The sequence below is a fragment of the Streptomyces calvus genome (assembly GCF_006782915.1).
GTDB lineage: Bacteria > Actinomycetota > Actinomycetes > Streptomycetales > Streptomycetaceae > Streptomyces > Streptomyces calvus.
This window is the reverse complement of record NZ_VCNP01000059.1, coordinates 19815-34554: the sequence shown is the minus strand read 5'-3', so window position 1 is coordinate 34554 and position 14740 is coordinate 19815. Positions and strand designations below refer to the sequence as shown.

The 14740-nt window shown below is 70.3% G+C and carries 14 protein-coding genes and 1 pseudogene; 6 read left to right on the top strand and 9 right to left on the bottom strand.

Annotation, left to right across the window (positions count from 1 at the left end; all coding sequences use genetic code 11):
* Positions 1 to 904: 904 nt before the first annotated feature.
* Positions 905 to 1132, bottom strand: coding sequence for a hypothetical protein (locus tag FGW31_RS34260; RefSeq protein WP_142197518.1), 228 nt, complete (start codon positions 1130 to 1132; stop codon positions 905 to 907).
* Between the two features lie 98 nt (positions 1133 to 1230).
* Complete coding sequence (locus tag FGW31_RS34255; RefSeq protein ID WP_142197524.1) at positions 1231 to 2220, bottom strand: ornithine cyclodeaminase family protein; 990 nt, start codon at positions 2218 to 2220, stop codon at positions 1231 to 1233.
* A gap of 236 nt (positions 2221 to 2456) precedes the next feature.
* Here FGW31_RS34255 and FGW31_RS34250 point away from each other — a divergent pair, with 236 nt between their 5' ends.
* Complete coding sequence (locus FGW31_RS34250) at positions 2457 to 2891, top strand: hypothetical protein (protein ID WP_142197517.1); 435 nt, start codon at positions 2457 to 2459, stop codon at positions 2889 to 2891.
* A gap of 18 nt (positions 2892 to 2909) precedes the next feature.
* Here FGW31_RS34250 and FGW31_RS34245 read toward each other — a convergent pair whose 3' ends face one another.
* A complete protein-coding gene (locus tag FGW31_RS34245; protein ID WP_142197516.1) occupies positions 2910 to 3146 on the bottom strand; it encodes a hypothetical protein in 237 nt (78 codons plus the stop codon).
* 302 nt (positions 3147 to 3448) lie between these two features.
* Between FGW31_RS34245 and FGW31_RS34240 the strand changes: the two genes are divergently transcribed.
* Complete coding sequence (locus tag FGW31_RS34240) at positions 3449 to 3772, top strand: hypothetical protein (protein WP_142197515.1); 324 nt, start codon at positions 3449 to 3451, stop codon at positions 3770 to 3772.
* A gap of 78 nt (positions 3773 to 3850) precedes the next feature.
* Here FGW31_RS34240 and FGW31_RS34235 read toward each other — a convergent pair whose 3' ends face one another.
* Entirely contained in the window at positions 3851 to 4033 is a 183-nt protein-coding gene (locus FGW31_RS34235; RefSeq protein ID WP_142197514.1) for a hypothetical protein, read from the bottom strand.
* 208 nt (positions 4034 to 4241) lie between these two features.
* Between FGW31_RS34235 and FGW31_RS34230 the strand changes: the two genes are divergently transcribed.
* Positions 4242 to 4676, top strand: coding sequence for a hypothetical protein (locus FGW31_RS34230; protein WP_142197513.1), 435 nt, complete (start codon positions 4242 to 4244; stop codon positions 4674 to 4676).
* On the opposite strand, the pseudogene FGW31_RS34225 reads toward FGW31_RS34230, so the two are convergent.
* Positions 4658 to 5065 (bottom strand): annotated as a pseudogene (locus FGW31_RS34225) (transposase family protein); the annotation flags it as partial. The gene FGW31_RS34230 and the pseudogene FGW31_RS34225 overlap by 19 nt on opposite strands.
* A gap of 939 nt (positions 5066 to 6004) precedes the next feature.
* On the opposite strand from FGW31_RS34225, the gene FGW31_RS34220 reads away from it, so the two are divergent.
* Positions 6005 to 6967, top strand: coding sequence for a YihY/virulence factor BrkB family protein (locus tag FGW31_RS34220; protein ID WP_142197512.1), 963 nt, complete (start codon positions 6005 to 6007; stop codon positions 6965 to 6967).
* 235 nt (positions 6968 to 7202) lie between these two features.
* On the top strand, positions 7203 to 7361 hold the full coding sequence (locus FGW31_RS35205; RefSeq protein WP_182675136.1) for a hypothetical protein: 159 nt from the start codon (positions 7203 to 7205) through the stop codon (positions 7359 to 7361).
* A 514-nt stretch (positions 7362 to 7875) separates the two neighbouring features.
* On the opposite strand, the gene FGW31_RS34215 is transcribed toward FGW31_RS35205, so the two are convergent.
* Together FGW31_RS34215 and FGW31_RS34200 are read right to left on the bottom strand one after the other, a co-directional pair.
* Entirely contained in the window at positions 7876 to 9303 is a 1428-nt protein-coding gene (locus FGW31_RS34215; protein WP_142197511.1) for an FAD-dependent oxidoreductase, read from the bottom strand.
* A gap of 1779 nt (positions 9304 to 11082) precedes the next feature.
* Positions 11083 to 11427 (bottom strand): SH3 domain-containing protein, encoded by a 345-nt coding sequence (locus FGW31_RS34200; RefSeq protein WP_142197509.1) that lies wholly within the window; start codon positions 11425 to 11427, stop codon positions 11083 to 11085.
* A 269-nt stretch (positions 11428 to 11696) separates the two neighbouring features.
* On the opposite strand from FGW31_RS34200, the gene FGW31_RS34195 reads away from it, so the two are divergent.
* Positions 11697 to 12683 carry an ArsR/SmtB family transcription factor gene (locus FGW31_RS34195; protein WP_142197508.1) on the top strand — a complete coding sequence of 329 codons (987 nt, stop codon included), beginning with the start codon at positions 11697 to 11699 and terminating at the stop codon, positions 12681 to 12683.
* Between the two features lie 612 nt (positions 12684 to 13295).
* Here the strand turns inward: FGW31_RS34195 and FGW31_RS34190 are convergent.
* Together FGW31_RS34190 and FGW31_RS34185 are read right to left on the bottom strand one after the other, a co-directional pair.
* Positions 13296 to 14024 carry an SDR family oxidoreductase gene (locus FGW31_RS34190; protein WP_142197507.1) on the bottom strand — a complete coding sequence of 243 codons (729 nt, stop codon included), beginning with the start codon at positions 14022 to 14024 and terminating at the stop codon, positions 13296 to 13298.
* A 212-nt stretch (positions 14025 to 14236) separates the two neighbouring features.
* Positions 14237 to 14725, bottom strand: coding sequence for a MarR family winged helix-turn-helix transcriptional regulator (locus FGW31_RS34185; RefSeq protein WP_233288482.1), 489 nt, complete (start codon positions 14723 to 14725; stop codon positions 14237 to 14239).
* Positions 14726 to 14740 lie beyond the last annotated feature (15 nt).

Sequence of the window (14740 nt, the reverse complement as noted above, 5' to 3'; positions counted from 1 at the left end):
CACCGGGAACAACCCCCACTCCAGCCCCAAAGACCTCCAACCCCGGCTCCGAGGGCTCCGACACCAACCCCGACTCCAGCTCCGGTCCGGGAACGGCTCCGGGAACGGCTCCGACACCAACCCCGGCTCCGGCTCCAGCTCAGCTCAGCTCAGCTCAGCTCCGGGAACGATGACCCTCTCGCCACAAGAGCGCCTCCCACCACCGCGCGACACACCACCGCCCTCGGGCCCACGCCGAAACAGACCCCCACCCGGTGCCCGCGAGACATGCCGCAAAGGACACAAGAGCGCCGCTCCGCCGCCGACGCCGTGGCCTGCACCACCAGCACGACCAACGACAGCGGGCGCCCCGTGGACCACGCCGCCCCGGTCAGCTACCACCAGGGACCGGCACCACGGACGACAGCCACCTGCCCGAGAAAGTGCTGCCCCCGCCTCACCCACCACATCCCCCCAAAGAAGGCGGCCCCACCCGGCAGCGATCATCTTCCGCGACGCCGACGGTACCTGGTGGCTGCGCGACCTCCTGCAGCAAAGCCTGTACCGGCCAAGCCCGCTCCCCGCGTCAACCCGGTACGGCACACGCTGCGTCGGCCCGAGAAGGAAGAGCGGCTGACGATGTCCCGGCAGCCGGTGCCCGGCGGTCACCGTCGCCGCGCACCCCGGCAGTCCCCGCGACGCGGCCGGCGAAGGCGACCAGGCACCGGGCTGGACTGCCGCACCTACCGAGCACGGCTCAACCAGGTGACGGGCCGGCACTCCACAGGTGCCGCAGGCCCAGCCATCGGCAAGCCTCACGGCCACGAGGACAGGCAGGCGTCTCCGCGGCAGCTCGGACCGCTCATCCCGGCCGCGGCCACCGAGGCCGTCACCGCCCGGAAGGGCCTCGACCCAGCAGCCGACCTCAGAACCGGCACCGCTTCCGCACCGACACCGCCGTCCTGCCCACCTCGGTGGCCGGCGCGACGCCGGTGTCGACCTCGTCGGGCGTCCAGCCCGTGATGTCCAGCAGCAGGCCGTCCAGCGGACCACCGACCAGTTCGGCGTAACGACGGTCGGGTCGCGGGCCGGGGTGGTCGGGGCCAGCGCCGTAGACCCGGTGGCGCAGCAGCTGCTTGTCATCACGGTCCATCCGTTCAGCCTGGCAGCCACTACTGTCGGCGTACACGCGGATGTGCTCAACCGCGTACGGACGAATGTCTCAACCGGTTGATTGCGCGTTCAGGGGCATCATCGCAGCGTGATGTTCTCGCCGATCGACTGCTCGCGGGCGGAGGCGATGACCAGGGCTGTGGCCGCCGCGTCCTGTGCTGCCACGCCGACCGACTTGTAGAGGGTGATCTGGTCCGGTGTGGTGCGCCCCGGTCTGCTGCCGGTGATGAGTTCGCCCAGTTCGGCGTGCACGTGTGCGGCTGTGATGAGGCCGTCGCGGATCGGCATGAGCAGGTCATTGCTGCCCGCGGGGAACGGGGCCAGCACGGCTTGGCGCGACTCGACGCACACCAGTGCCTCGGTGACCGTGGCGTCGTCGATCTCGCGGCCGGCCGGGTTGTACCCGACGGATGTGATGTGCACGCCGGGTGTCAGCCAGGCACGGCGGATCACGGGTTCGACGGCGTGGGTCGTCGCGGCGGCGATGTCCGCGCCGTCGAGTGCCTCGGCGTAGCTGGACACGGCCCGGACCTCACCCTCCAGTACGGCTGAAAGTTCGGCGGCCAGGACAGCGGCCTTCGCCGGATCCCGCCCCGCGACACGGATCTGTCGGATCGGGCGGACTCGGCAGATCGCGCGGGCGTGGGACCGGGCCTGCACACCGGTGCCCAGCACTGCCAGTACTGTCGCGTCCTCGCGGGCCAGCAGCCGCGCGGACAATGCGGAGCAGGCGCCGGTCCGCGCTGTGGTGATGGCCGTGCCGTCCAGCAGCACGGCGGGCTCGCCGGTGTCCGGGTCGAACGCCACGATCAACGCCTGGTGTGTAGGCAGCCGTGCCTCGTCGTTGTGCGGGAAGAGGGACACCAGCTTGGTCATGAGCACGCTGGCCGACGGCAGGAAGCCCGGCATGGCCGCCAGGAATCCATCACGCCCGGGCACCAGGGCCGCGACGCGGGCAGGCACCGAGGCGCGGCCGGCACTGAGGTCTGCCATCGCCGAGGCCAGGGCATCGATCAGCGAGTCCACGTCGAGCAAGGCTTCGACCTGCGAGCGACCCAGAACAAGCATGCGCCATGACCTCCTGATGCCGGCCATCCAGCCGACGACCGCACAGCCAAAGCGTCAACCGCAGCCCCCGATGCCCCGGTTACGACACGCCATCCTCCCTGAGCACGTTCATCCGTACGCGCCTGATCACATCAGCGTGTACGCCGACAACTGATGACAGCCGGGGCGCGGGCTCATCACCTGCGGAGGCGGGAGCGCCAGGTGCCGCCGGCCTTCTGCTCGGGCACGGCCCGGTCGTGCTCCTGGTGCTCGTGCCCGGCCGCCGCCTCCTCGGCCGGGCATTCGGCAGTGACGGCTTGCCGTCTGCAGTCGTCGCACAGGTGCGGGTGGGTCTCGCGCGGGGTGTCCCGCCCGGCGAGCTCGATGGCCTTCCACCGTTCGTCGGTGAAGCGGGTGCCGCAGCCGACGCACACGGGACGGCTGGCTTCCCGCTATGCGGCAATGCGGCGCTCCCGCTCGCGGGCGGCGTGATCGGCCTGCCGGCGGGCTTCGCGGCGCGGCTTGCCGATCGCCTCAGAGAGGGTCTGGTGGTGCGGCCGGCCGAAACGCCGGAAGACCGCCCCAGCCGGGCCGTGCTCCTTCAGCTGCTTCTGCCGGTGACGACGATGGGCAGCTTGCCGTCGTGCATGTGGAAGCGGGGTGAGCGGTGCCCTGCCAGTACCGCCGGGTGAGCTCGGCCAGCTGCCGGGTCACGGTGCCGGGGTTGCGCGGGCCGACACGGTTGAAGACGAGCAGCAGGGCAGGCGGTGCGGTTGGTCGCCGCGGCGGGCGTCAGGCGCCCACCAGCGAGCGCGCCACATCGGTCGCTCCTTGCCGTCTACGTCCTTCACCTTCCGCTGGCCGAACCGCATGTACTTGTCGATCTTCGCGGCGAGGACCTGCGCGGACTCGAAGCAGTTGTCGATCTCCACGAACAGCAGCCGCACCCCGTCCTCGGGCGCGGTGATGACGATGTCCGCCTGGGCGCCCTACAGGGATTGGGAGTTCAGCGGGCTGGGCGGCGGGAGGTCCTGACGGACTTCGCTGAACTCATCGCACGGCACCAGAAGCCGCTGTAACCAGCCGTCTCGGGGCTCGTGGCCGATCGCAGGCGGCGCTGCTTCGCCGGGCGTTCCTCACCGGCAAGGTGAAGAGTCGCCATGGTCAGTGCAATGCTGGGAATGCGAACCCGGCAGGTAGCTCCCGCCGTGTCCATGTTTCCGAAACCTGCCACCCGATAGGGACCGCCGTGAGCAGCCGCAACCGCATTCCGTACTTCCGCTGGCAGCGCCACTTGCCGCGTCTCATACAGGACCGGACCGCGGGCCTGGTGATGGCCTGGGCGGCAGCCGTCGTCCTCTCGTTGAGCGTCGTCGGCGCTGTCGCCGAGCTGTCCGGCCCTTCATCCGATCCATGCCAGCGGGCCCGCGACATCGCCGACGACGCCCGCCCTGCTGACGGAAAGGTGGACTCCGGCATCGAGCGTGAGCAAGCCATCGAACCGGCAGGTGACTGGCTCGACACCGCGGACGAATGCCTCAAGCACGGCGGCGACCCGGGGCCCGGGTTCTGAAGCGTTGCTTGAGCGGCACAGGCGGGCGGGCTCGAGGTCCAACCCACATGTGATGCCGTCGTGGACAGGTGCCCGCCTTCACATGTCGGTGGGAAGCATCAGAGTCAGGAGGAGTTCACCGGTATTGTCGGGCCTGATGACGGCGAGGAGCCGGTCGGCGCCGGTGGAGGCCTGGCTGGCGGGCAGCGCCTCAGCAGCCACCACGAAGCACACCTCGTCAGCGGCTGCCTGGTCGGCGGCGGTTGCCACCGCGGCCGGCATCGTCCGCAGCCTCCCGTCTTCGCCACCGTCAGCCCTTGCCACGGATTCCTGCCGCGCACCAGCTGGCGTCGTGCCCCCAGGGGCCTGCGCTCACGCCCGGGTGCACGACGGTTCAGACGGCCCGGCACTCGCACACCGAATAGATAGATGGGGCCTGTCCGGCGGATCGTGCTGGTCACATGGTCTGGGCGCCGGACATGATGTTGGAGTGGATGAGTGGGCAGATTTCTTCATCGCGCCTGATGACGAGTCGGCGGCTGCAGTCAAGGGCTTCAGCCCGCGCCGAGCGTTCAAGGTCGTTCCTGTGAGTGTCTACGATCCTGCGGATGCCGTAGTCGAATGGGAGAGCCTCTTCACGGGAGACAGTCCGCAGGAGCTCATGCGGGCCGGCGAACCGCAGGTACTGACTGAAATCACGAACGACGGCTGCTACGTCTTCGTTATTTCGGAGCGGCTCCAGGGGTTGCTCGCGACTGAAAATCCGCTGCGCCTTGAAGATGCTGCTCGTAAGTGGTCGCACCTGCGACGGGTCGATGGGGAGTTCATCGAGGAAGGCGAGGCCATCAGCCACCTTGCTGAGCTGGCGTCTCTGGCCCGCACTGCTTCTGGCCAGGGAGCCCGGCTTTACTGTTCCGTGCGGTAGCGGTCTGGGAGGCACCGCAGCCTGATCGAAGCAAGCGTGATCGTGCCGTGAAACACGTATGCGCGCTTGTCGTAGCGCGTGGCAACGGCCCGGGACTGCTTGAGCCGATTGATCGTCCGCTCACCTTCGTTGCGGCGCTTGTGCATCTCCTTGGCGAAGTTTGCGGGTCGGCCTTCCTGATTGCCGCGGCGTCGGCATTTTGGCCCGCTGGTCGCTCGGCTCGGGGATGTGCTGCTTGCTTGATATGGCGTCGACGCAGGTAGCGGCGATTGCGGCGAGAGCTGTACGCCTTATCACCGCCCAAGGGCCAGCGGCCGGCAACCGCCCTCCCCGGCGAAGTGGATCGTGCAGGTCAGGCCACCCAGGGCACGGCCGAGCCCCTCGTCGGGCGGTGCTGCCGCTGCTTGGGGTCGGAGGAGAGATGACGGCCGGGCCGTAGGGCAGGTGGCCGCCCAGTTCGCTCCAGTCGGCCCAGCCGCTGCCGTCGGTTTACGAGCGGTAGACGATCTGGTCTTCGTATCTCGCGCGACCAGGGTGACCCGCTCCCGCACCCGCGATGCCGCGCTGAGGGCCGAAATGATCGTCCCGCCCAGGCCCAGGTTCTTCCAGTCACCGCACGCCCCCATGTGCTCCACTCCCCTTCGATGTCTTATGTCCTTGTGTAGTTGACGGCCGACGGGCGCCTGCCTCACCGATCACAAGGCTGCACACACGGCACTTGACCTGGGAAAACAACGAACCGATCCGGTCGTCAAAGAGCGTGATCCTCACCGGCTTTCCGGCTGTACCGGTGCGGCATCTGCTCCATCGGCCGCGGGAACGGCGAGCCCGGTTGATCCTGCGGCAGCCGAGCACCCGTCGAACCAGTCCAAGGCCGAGCGGGTCTGTCCCCACTCGGCGGCACCGGTCGTCCACTCGCGGACGCGGGCGGCCTTCCGCTCCGGCCGGCGCAGGAAACCGGTTACGTTCGCCTCCACCTTGTCCTGAGGGGTCCGCGGGCTCTCCACCTGCCAGTCCACCAAGCGCTGCGCAGCGTCCTGCGTCCACGGCGCGACCACCGCCCGGCGGGGGCGACCGCCGCCCGGCGGGGGCGCGCCGTACGGGCGCGCCGGGCCAGCGGGCAGGGCTCGCGCGACCCCACCACTGCACCTGGGCAGGTGACGGCTGCCGTTCGCGTCGGACCGCGGCAGGGCGTTGGGCGGTACCGGGTGTGCGCCATGACGGGGGGAGGGCACCCGGGCGCGGCGCGCCGCACCCGCGCACGCGCCTGCACCGCGCACGGCCGGGCACACGGTATCCCTGGACGGGAGACGAGGGAGACGCAGACGATGGGGACGGTCGTACACGTTCCGCAGACGCGGGACATGATCGGGGAGGAACTCTCCGGCGACGAGGCTTTCACCGCGCTGCGCCGCTACGGCGGTGTGCAGTTGCTGGCCGACGCGTTCGCGCGGTTCCGCTACGCCGACGGTTTCACCAACGCACGCGGCCTCGCCTTCCAGATCGTGCTCGGCATGGTTCCTTTCACGATCGCCCTGGTCGGGGTCGCCACCGCCGCGCACACGGAGAGCGTCGGGCAGATCATCGAGCTGGCCCTGGGCCGGATCGTGCCCGGTGCCAGCGCCGAGGTGGTCGAGGAAGCGCTGACCGGGACCCGGCGCAGCGCCCACTCCGATGTGTGGAGCACGGTCGCGCTCTGGCTCGGCCTCGCCTTCTCGGTGCTCAACCTGGCCTCCGCCATGGGCCAGGTGGAACGCGGCGCCAACCGTATCTACGGCATCGAACGCGACCGGCCTTTCCCGTTCAAGTACGGCAGGGCCGTCCTGCTCGCCTTCGCCGCGGGCGTCCCCATGGTGCTCGGCTTCCTCGTCCTGGTCGCCGGCGAGGCGGTGGGCGAGTCGACGGCCGAAGCCTTCGGCTGGCCGCGGATGCCGGTCTGGTGGGCGGCCGTGCGGTTCCCGCTCGGCGCGGTACTCGCCTGGATCGCCTCCGCGGTCATCTTCCGCTGGTCACCACGCCGCGACCAGCCCGGCTACACCTGGCTGGCCTTCGGTTCGGCCGTGCACCTGGTGCTGTGGGTCGGCGCCACCTGGCTGCTGACCCTGTACGTCGCCGAAAGCGGCTCCTTCGGCGCGGTCTACGGCCCGCTCACCGCGTTCGTGGCCCTGCTGCTCTGGGCCAACCTCACCGGCATCGCGCTGTTCCTGGGCATCGCCTTCGCCGCCCAGCTGGAAGCCGCACGGGCCGGCCTGACCGACCCCGTCCACCCCGACCCCGGACCCGGCGCCTGACACCAGACACCCTTCCCCACGTCCGATGCCAGGGCCGGGACAGCCCAGACGGCAGAGCAGTGCCCTTTCGCCGACGAGGCGGGCCGCCCCAGAAGTCCGGCGGGCTCTCAGCGGACCGCCAGCGGACTGGAAGGACGGGCCTGGCCTGCGGGGCGCGACGATGCAGCACACCGTCTGCAAGCCGCAGCCCGGGCCCTTTTCGGATGAGGGAGGTCGTTCCACCACCAGGCGCCGGATGGCAGGCGCCGGGGGCCCGGCAAGGCCGGTGCGGGCGGTGTCGGTCGCCCAGTTCGAGGCACACACTGGCGACGGCGTGGAAGCGTTGGACTTCGCCCGCCGCGCCCGGCGGCTGCTCAGCGGCAGCGCCCGGCCGTCGCCGACGTACGGCTGCTGACCGGTGGAAACCCTCGGGCATGCGGCAAGCGTTCGGGCGGCGAGAGCGAATGCGGCCTCCACCCGCCCACCCGCGAGGTGGCCGGCTGCTCTGCCGGACACCAGCAGGGCGCGCTGTTTCGCATGCCCGGTTACGCAGAAGGGACTGGCGTCCCGGTGCGGGGTGTATCCCAAGGGAGCCAGCCGATAACGTCAGCAGGCCGAGCCCCGCTGACGGAACACCTCTCTCCCGGCAGGCGGCGGCATCGCCCACAAAGAGACGGAGCAGCCCGGGGACATCACGGCCGCCGTCCTCCGCTCCGTCTCCCGGCGCCGACGTTCCGCGGATGTCAGCCCGCCGCCATGCACTCACCTCACGCACCGGGAGGTTCCGCCACCACCCCGGCCCCGGTGCTGTCAGGGACTTCGGGCAGTGCACCCGACGAGCCGAAGCCGGGAACGGCCCGACGGGGTCCTGACGGGTTGCGGTCGATGACGCGCACACGACGGCCGTCGTCTTCTGTCCGACGTACGGGTCAGGTCGCGGATCCTCGCGGTTCCTCGCGCGTCATCGGGGGATCGGCGGGGGTCGGGACGGGCGGGCCGAACAGAACGGCCCGGGCCACCGACGGGGCGAACACGGCGGTCAGCGGTGCGGACAGGCTGAGTACGGATCGGAAGGCGGCGCCGACCACGGGGTCGCCGGCGTAGCGGTCCTGGACCCGGCTCAGGTACCAGTGGGCCGCGCGGTCCGCGGCGCGGACGGCGACCGCGTTGCCGGTCGCGCCGGGCATGCGCTTGTCGGCTCCGGCGGAAATGTCCCACGCCTGGCGGGACGAAGACAGCAGGGCCCGCTGGACGCGGCGCGTCGTGGGCGTACGACGCGGGTCGGCCAGGGCGTCGCGGAGCGCGACCGCGTTCATGGCGGCGACGGTCATGCCCTGCCCGTAGATCGGGTTGAACGTGCACAGGGCGTCGCCGACTGCCAGGAATCCGGCCGGACGCCGACCGGGCAGGTCGTAGCGGCGCCGTACGTTCGCGGTGCGGCGGAAGCCGAAGACCGGTGACAAGGGCTCGGCCGTGCTCAGCCACCGGAACACGAGCGGGTGCGGCAGCTTCTTGGCATAGGCCGCGAACTGTTCCTCGTCCGTGGGCGGTTCGTCGCCCCGCAGGCCGGACAAAGTGACCAGGTGGGTGCCGTCTCCCAGAGGCAGGACGACGGCGCCGTAGGTCTGGGACGGATTGGGGACGATGTAGTAGCCGAGCGCGTCGGTGCCGAGGATGCCGTCCTTGTCTCGGTAGACACGCGTGGCGTACGCGAGACCCGTGTCGATGGTCTCCTCGTGCGCGGCCTGCGCTCCGAGCGCCGTGAGCCACTGCGGGGCCTTCGTGCTGCGGCCGGAGGCGTCCACGACCAGGTCGGCCTCGACCGGCCGGGACTCCGCACGCGCCGCGTCGGCGCGTTCGCGCAGCAGCACGCCCCGCACACGTGAGGCGTCCCCCAGCAGACCGACGGCATCCGTGCCCTCCAACACGTTGATCAGCGGATTGGCGAGAACCCGTCGCCGTACGAGGTGTTCGAGCTGCGAGCGGGAACCGGTGTGGTAGTACGCCGATGCGGGCAACCGGCGGAACCAACGCCCGTTCTGCCATTGCACCATGTCCGAGGGGATGCCCACCCGGGGCGCACCCGCCTCCTCCAACTCCTGCAGGAACCCTGGCAGCAGCGTTTCCAGAGCCGTTTGCCCGCCTTCCAGCAGGACGTGGATGTGCCGGCTCTGCGGCACACCGGGACGTGGCTCCGGTGCCTCCGAGAAACGATCACGTTCGACGACGGTCACCCGGTCCACGTGGGCGGCGAGGACATGTGCCGCGAGCAGGCCCGCCAGGCTGCCGCCGACAACCACCGCATGGCGTCCGCCCCAGGTGCTGCCCGACTCCACGTTCTCCTGCGCAGCGCGCATCGGTTCCACTCCCCTGCCTGATACGTCGTGAGAAAAGCACCAGTATCGCCTTGCGTAGGAGGCGGATGATGGTGTTTCGGCTCTTCCGGGACGGCATGGCGATGACCGGTTCGGCCGGTGCGACCATCCGCTTCCCGATACAGACGGCTCCGTGACTGACTGTTCCCGATCTGTCCGCCTGTCGGTCCGCGTATGTCTTCGGCGTGGCCGACGAACGGCCCCGAGGACGGAAACTGCCCCAACGGATAGCGCTTCCAGTCCCGTTCAGGGCTGGATCGTTCGCCGGACGGACCAACCGCCCGCGAGAGCAACCGCGGGAAGCCCTCTGCGGGCCGCCGACCACGCGCCCGGGCACTGGATACGGCCGCGACGGCCTGGACCTGGAGAACCGGTTCACCAAGATCACAGGGGCGGGCGTGGGCCCGGGGCGCGCGCGGCGCAGTGCTCCTGCACGCGGCGCGGCATGGTGGGGCAGGACCGGTCAGCGACAGCAGCTCCATGCGACGCTTCGGCGGGCGGGTGTCCGAGCGGTGGCCTGACAGGCCGGCGCCCTGTTCGAGCGGGTGGCCGCAGACCGGGAGCGGATCCTCGGCCTCGACCACACCGACACTGTGGCGTCGGTGGAGGTGCTGCGTTCCAGGCCGAGCGCTCGTGCGAGGCGTGGGGTCGGCTCAACCGATGTGGGCCAGCTGGACGGGGGCAGCCGTGCGGCGGCCGTCATGGTCTGCTTGCTGCTTTGGCATGGGGGAGCCGGGACCGGTCTCGGTCTCGGCTCCCCCATGATCGGGCGGTTGCGCGGCGGTGTACTCGGCCGAGCGGTCAGGCGTCGACCTTCTCACTGACCTCGGCCCAACCGTCGAGGTCGGCGAGCCGGGCGGTGAAAGCCTCGCGCATGGCGCCGGCGCTCACGGTACCGAGCGCAGGCAGCGGGGCGGGTGGGCACAGGCAACGGCGGCGAACCCGGACCGGAGCAGGGTGATCGGGAAGAAATCGGGAAGAATAAGCGGAGCACCTCGCGGCGCACGGCCCCGGGTAAGCGGCAGCCGACGGACAGCGGCAAGGCGCTCGGGGGCGGGGCACCTCTGCGTGGGGCGGTCAGTCGATCGCGCGCAATACCAGCCGCACGACGCTCATGACTCCTCGCCCGACCCACCGGAGGAGTCCTGTCTCCACGGCCAGCTCGGCAGCGTCCGCGACCGCATCCCCCCGGTCCGACTGGGATGGGCACCGGGAACAGGAACGAGGCCAACGGCGCTTTTGCGCACCACACTTCCTACATATCGCCATGGCCTCATTCTCTCCTTGCCTCCGGACCGCCCGTACACGCCAGCCCTGCCCGACCGTCCATCGTCTGCGCTCAGGGTCAAGAAGGCGCGACCCGGGGTCCTTCCCGCCGGACGCGAGGTCATCGCTGAATCCTTACCGGAGCACCCGTCAGGCGGGCCCCCGGCCAGCCGAAACGGTAAGCCACCGACGTGGACACGGTCCGCCGCATGAACACCCAGTTGCTCCACAGAGACCCCTGTCCGCTGTACCGCCCCCCTCTCACGCTGCGCACGACCGTCGAAGTCCGCTCGAACACTGCGCACCCCGCGCACACCGGCACAGTGCCTCACCGCGAGGGCTGCGCCGGCGACATGGCCCACGCGCAGAGTGGGCGTACGCGATGCACGCCCGCTACAGCATCCGACCCCGACCGAGCGAATGCAGCGGGTGGCCGGGGAGCGGCACGCGGAGCGGGGACGGCCGCTCCCGCGGTGGGTGCGGGAGCCCGGTGGGTCACCAGCAGCGGGAGCTGACGTTGCCCACCTCGTTGCCCTTGAGCAGGCCGCCCCAGATGTAGTTGTCGTCCAAGAGGTACACCCACTTGTTGTGGGTGTAGCCGTTGGCGGAGACCGTGCCGCCCTCGAGCCAGCACACGGCGGTGAGGTTCTGGTTCGCCGCGACGGTGTAGGCGATGCGGTAGCCCGTCGACGGCCCGATCCGCACATTGCCCTGGACCCAGGTGGTGACCGTCTCGAACTGGGCGCTCACGTTCGTCCGGCCGGCCTGCGGGGCTTCCGCCGCGGAGGCCGGAGCCGCCATGCCGGCGGCGGCCATCACGCCCACCGCGGCCGTGGTCATGATTTTGGTCAGCGGGCGTGAACTCGTCCTGTGCATTGTCTGATTCCCCCTGATGGGTTCCGGGAGGCCCTTGGCCGGGCGGTGTCCCTCGTGCGGCCAGCGTCGGCCGCGGTGGGGCGGCGTGCAAGCTTTTCGGAATTCCTCGAAACGTCGCCGCGGCCGTCCGCCGCGGTGGCCGGAAACCCGACGTCCGGGGAACGGCATCCGGCCGGACGGTGTTGTGCTGGTCGGAGCACGAACGACGCTTTGCCTTCACGACGGGGGTTCTGTTGACCGGGAGTCGTCTCTTACTGGGTTCGCTGGACGAGGTGCACGTGGAGGTGGCCCGGACCCCCGGCGCCACCCTCTTCCCCGTGCTGCACGAGGTGCTGGGAGGTGCGCGGCACGGAGTGCCGGGGCGGTGGCGGAGCACCGTCGAATCCGCCCTTCCCGCGTCGGCCGACGTGATCCGCCCCCTGTTCGCGCCCGGACACGGCTGGCTGCCCGACGTACTGGCGCTGACCGGCGACGTGCGCGCCACCCGTATGGAGACCGTGCTGTCCCAGCTGCGGGAGGTCGGTCCGGACGACCTCGCGGCCGAGGTGACCGGGCAGTTCGGTGACGCGGTGCCCCGGAGCTGGCAGCGGGTGCTGGACGATCCCGCGCGCTTCCTCGCCGCGTACCACGAGGTGGCCGACGCCGCCTGGCGGCGCCTGGAGCCGCTGTGGGCGCGGGCGGACACCCTGCTGGGCAAGGAGACCGAGCGGGTGGGTTCCGCCGTGGTCAGCCGGAATCTCGGCGCGGTGCTGGCCGGTCTGAGCCCCCGGGTGCGTTACGTGGACGGGGCGCTCGAGCTGCCGCAGTGCGCGAGGGAGGTCTTCGAACTCGGGGGCCGCCGACTGGTGCTGGTACCCGTGGTCTCCGGTACCGCCGCCTCGATGCACAGTTTCGACCGCGACGACGTGGTCTGGTTCAGCTACCCGCTGCCCGGACTGAAGCGTCTTGGCCCACCGGAACGGCAGCCCGCCCGTGAGGACGGACTGGCTCAGCTGCTGGGACCGGTCAGGGCAGGCGTACTCCGCTCGCTGCAGCCCCCCGCGACGGTCAGTGAGCTGGCCCGCACGCTGAACACCGGGGTCAGCACGATCACCTACCACTGCGAGTACCTGAAGGCGGCCGGTCTGCTCCAGCGGGAGCGCTACGGCCGTGAGGTGCGCCAGCGGCTGACCGGCCGCGGGGCCGCGCTGGTGGAACTGCTCACCCGCCCGGCCGGGTAGCCCCGGCCACGGTCCGCTGGAGCAGACCCCAGGTGAACCCGCGACCACCTGACGCCGAGGAGGATGACGGCTGACAGCACCCTGCGGTCTCCGCAGATCCCTCGGGACACAACTGAAGACCGACCGGCCAGCCTCGGCCCCACGCCCGTGGGACATGCCCCGGTCCGAAGCGAAGGCTCTGTCCGGCGGCGGCACTGCTCGCGAGCCTGCGAAGTACACGTGACGTCAGGCGACTTTCGGGAGGGATGCGCAGGCCGGGGCGGACAACGGTGAGCGGCGCGCGTTCCCCGCTTGCCGTCCAGGAGGGACCCGGCGACGGCAGGCGACCTGGCCGAGCGGGACACGTCCCGCATCGTGTACCGCAACTCGGAGGACGCGAAAGGCCCGTTCCCGGCTCGTGGCGGCGAGCCGGTGGTACGTCACGACTCTTGGCCGACACCTTCATCTGCAGGGCGACGAAACCGGCCACCTCGTCCGGGAAAACCACCCGGCCCCGGTGGGAACCGGCCGTGCCTGGTGCAGGACTTCAGCAGCAGCGCGAAATCCAGATGCGGCCGGGCCCGCTTCCGGACCTGGCATCCGCCGTCGTGCGTCTACGCGCGAGGGCACCGTTCAGACCTGTTCGAAGTGGAACGCTTTGATGAAGCAGTCGCGAGGCTGGGCGACGGCGAAGAGGATGCACTCCACGAGCGAGTGCGCGGTGAGGGCGTCATCGGCCTCACGCGGGGTGGTCTCCCACTCCTCGGACAGGGGGTCGGCGTTGTCGAAGTCGGGCGGGTAGAGCGAAATCACCCGGACCCCTTGAGAGCGCAGGCGCTTGGAGAGGATCTCGGTGAACCCTGCCTGGGCGCTCTTGGCTGCGTAGAAGGCGTCGTGCGCGTCTGACCGGTGGTGGCCCGGTGTTGCGCATGCGGAGACCATCGTCACGACATCCGGTATCGCCGAGTTGAGCAGGAGGGGGAGGAAGCTCTTCGTCGTCAGGACCGTGCCGGTGGCGCCGGAGGCGATGGTGTCGACGACGTCGGCGTCGGATGCGGACAGCAGGTCCGGCCCCGCGAGGTAGCGAGAACCGTTGTTGATGAGTACGTCGACGCGGTCCGTGTGTTCCGCGACGCTGGAAGCGAAGTCGCGGATCGAAGCGGGGTCCGTCAGGTCGCAGGCGAAGGCGTGCACCCGCTGATGGCCGCGGTCGCGAATCTCGTCGCGGACTCGTTGAGCGGCGGTGAGTTCGCGTGCCGAGAGGAAGATCTCGGCACCGAGGTCCGCGAGGCGGATGGCCAGGGTTCGCCCGAAGTCGCGGCCGGCGGCCGTGATGACGACGCGGTGACTGTCCCATCTCATGGTGTCGCTCCTGGATCGTGGATCGGTTGGTGCGATGCATTGCGGCGGCTGACATATCTGGCGCACGTATGTCAGCCGTCACGGTGACCGCCGTACCTCGCGGTCACTCACAGGAGCCCTCTCTTTGCGCGCATGCGTTGCCGTTTCAGGAGTTGAAGGCCGGGGCGCGAGGGTTACGACGTGGCCATCGGGGCGGTGGTGTCGTGGGGCGTTCAGGTGCGCAGCAGGGACAGTTCCTTGTTCATCTCCGTGAGGAAGCGGGCGGCCACCTGCAGTTCATCCTGGGTGAAGCGGTCTCGGGCGGTCTGGGTGCTGTGGGCCAGGGGACGGAAGTACTCGCGGGCGAGGGCGCGGCCGGCTTCGGCGTAGTGGAGGTGGACGACACGGCGGTCGTCGTCGGCCCGGACGCGGCGGATGTGGCCAGCCTTCTCGAGGCGGTCGAGGCATGCGGTGACGGCGCCGGAGGTGAGGTTGAGCTGTTTGCGGAGCCGGCCGGGTGTCATGGGGCCGTCGGTGGTGTCGGCGTCGAGCAGGGCGATGAGGGCCAGCACGTCGGTGAGGTGGAGTTTGTGGGTGTGAGCGAACTCCTGGGCGATGCGGTTGAACTCGCCGTTCATCCGGCGCAGAAGGACAGCGAACTGCTGCAGACCTGTGAGGTCGTCGCCGGGGAGAGTGGGCGAGGTGTCGTGGGTACCGCTCATACCTCCAGTATATGA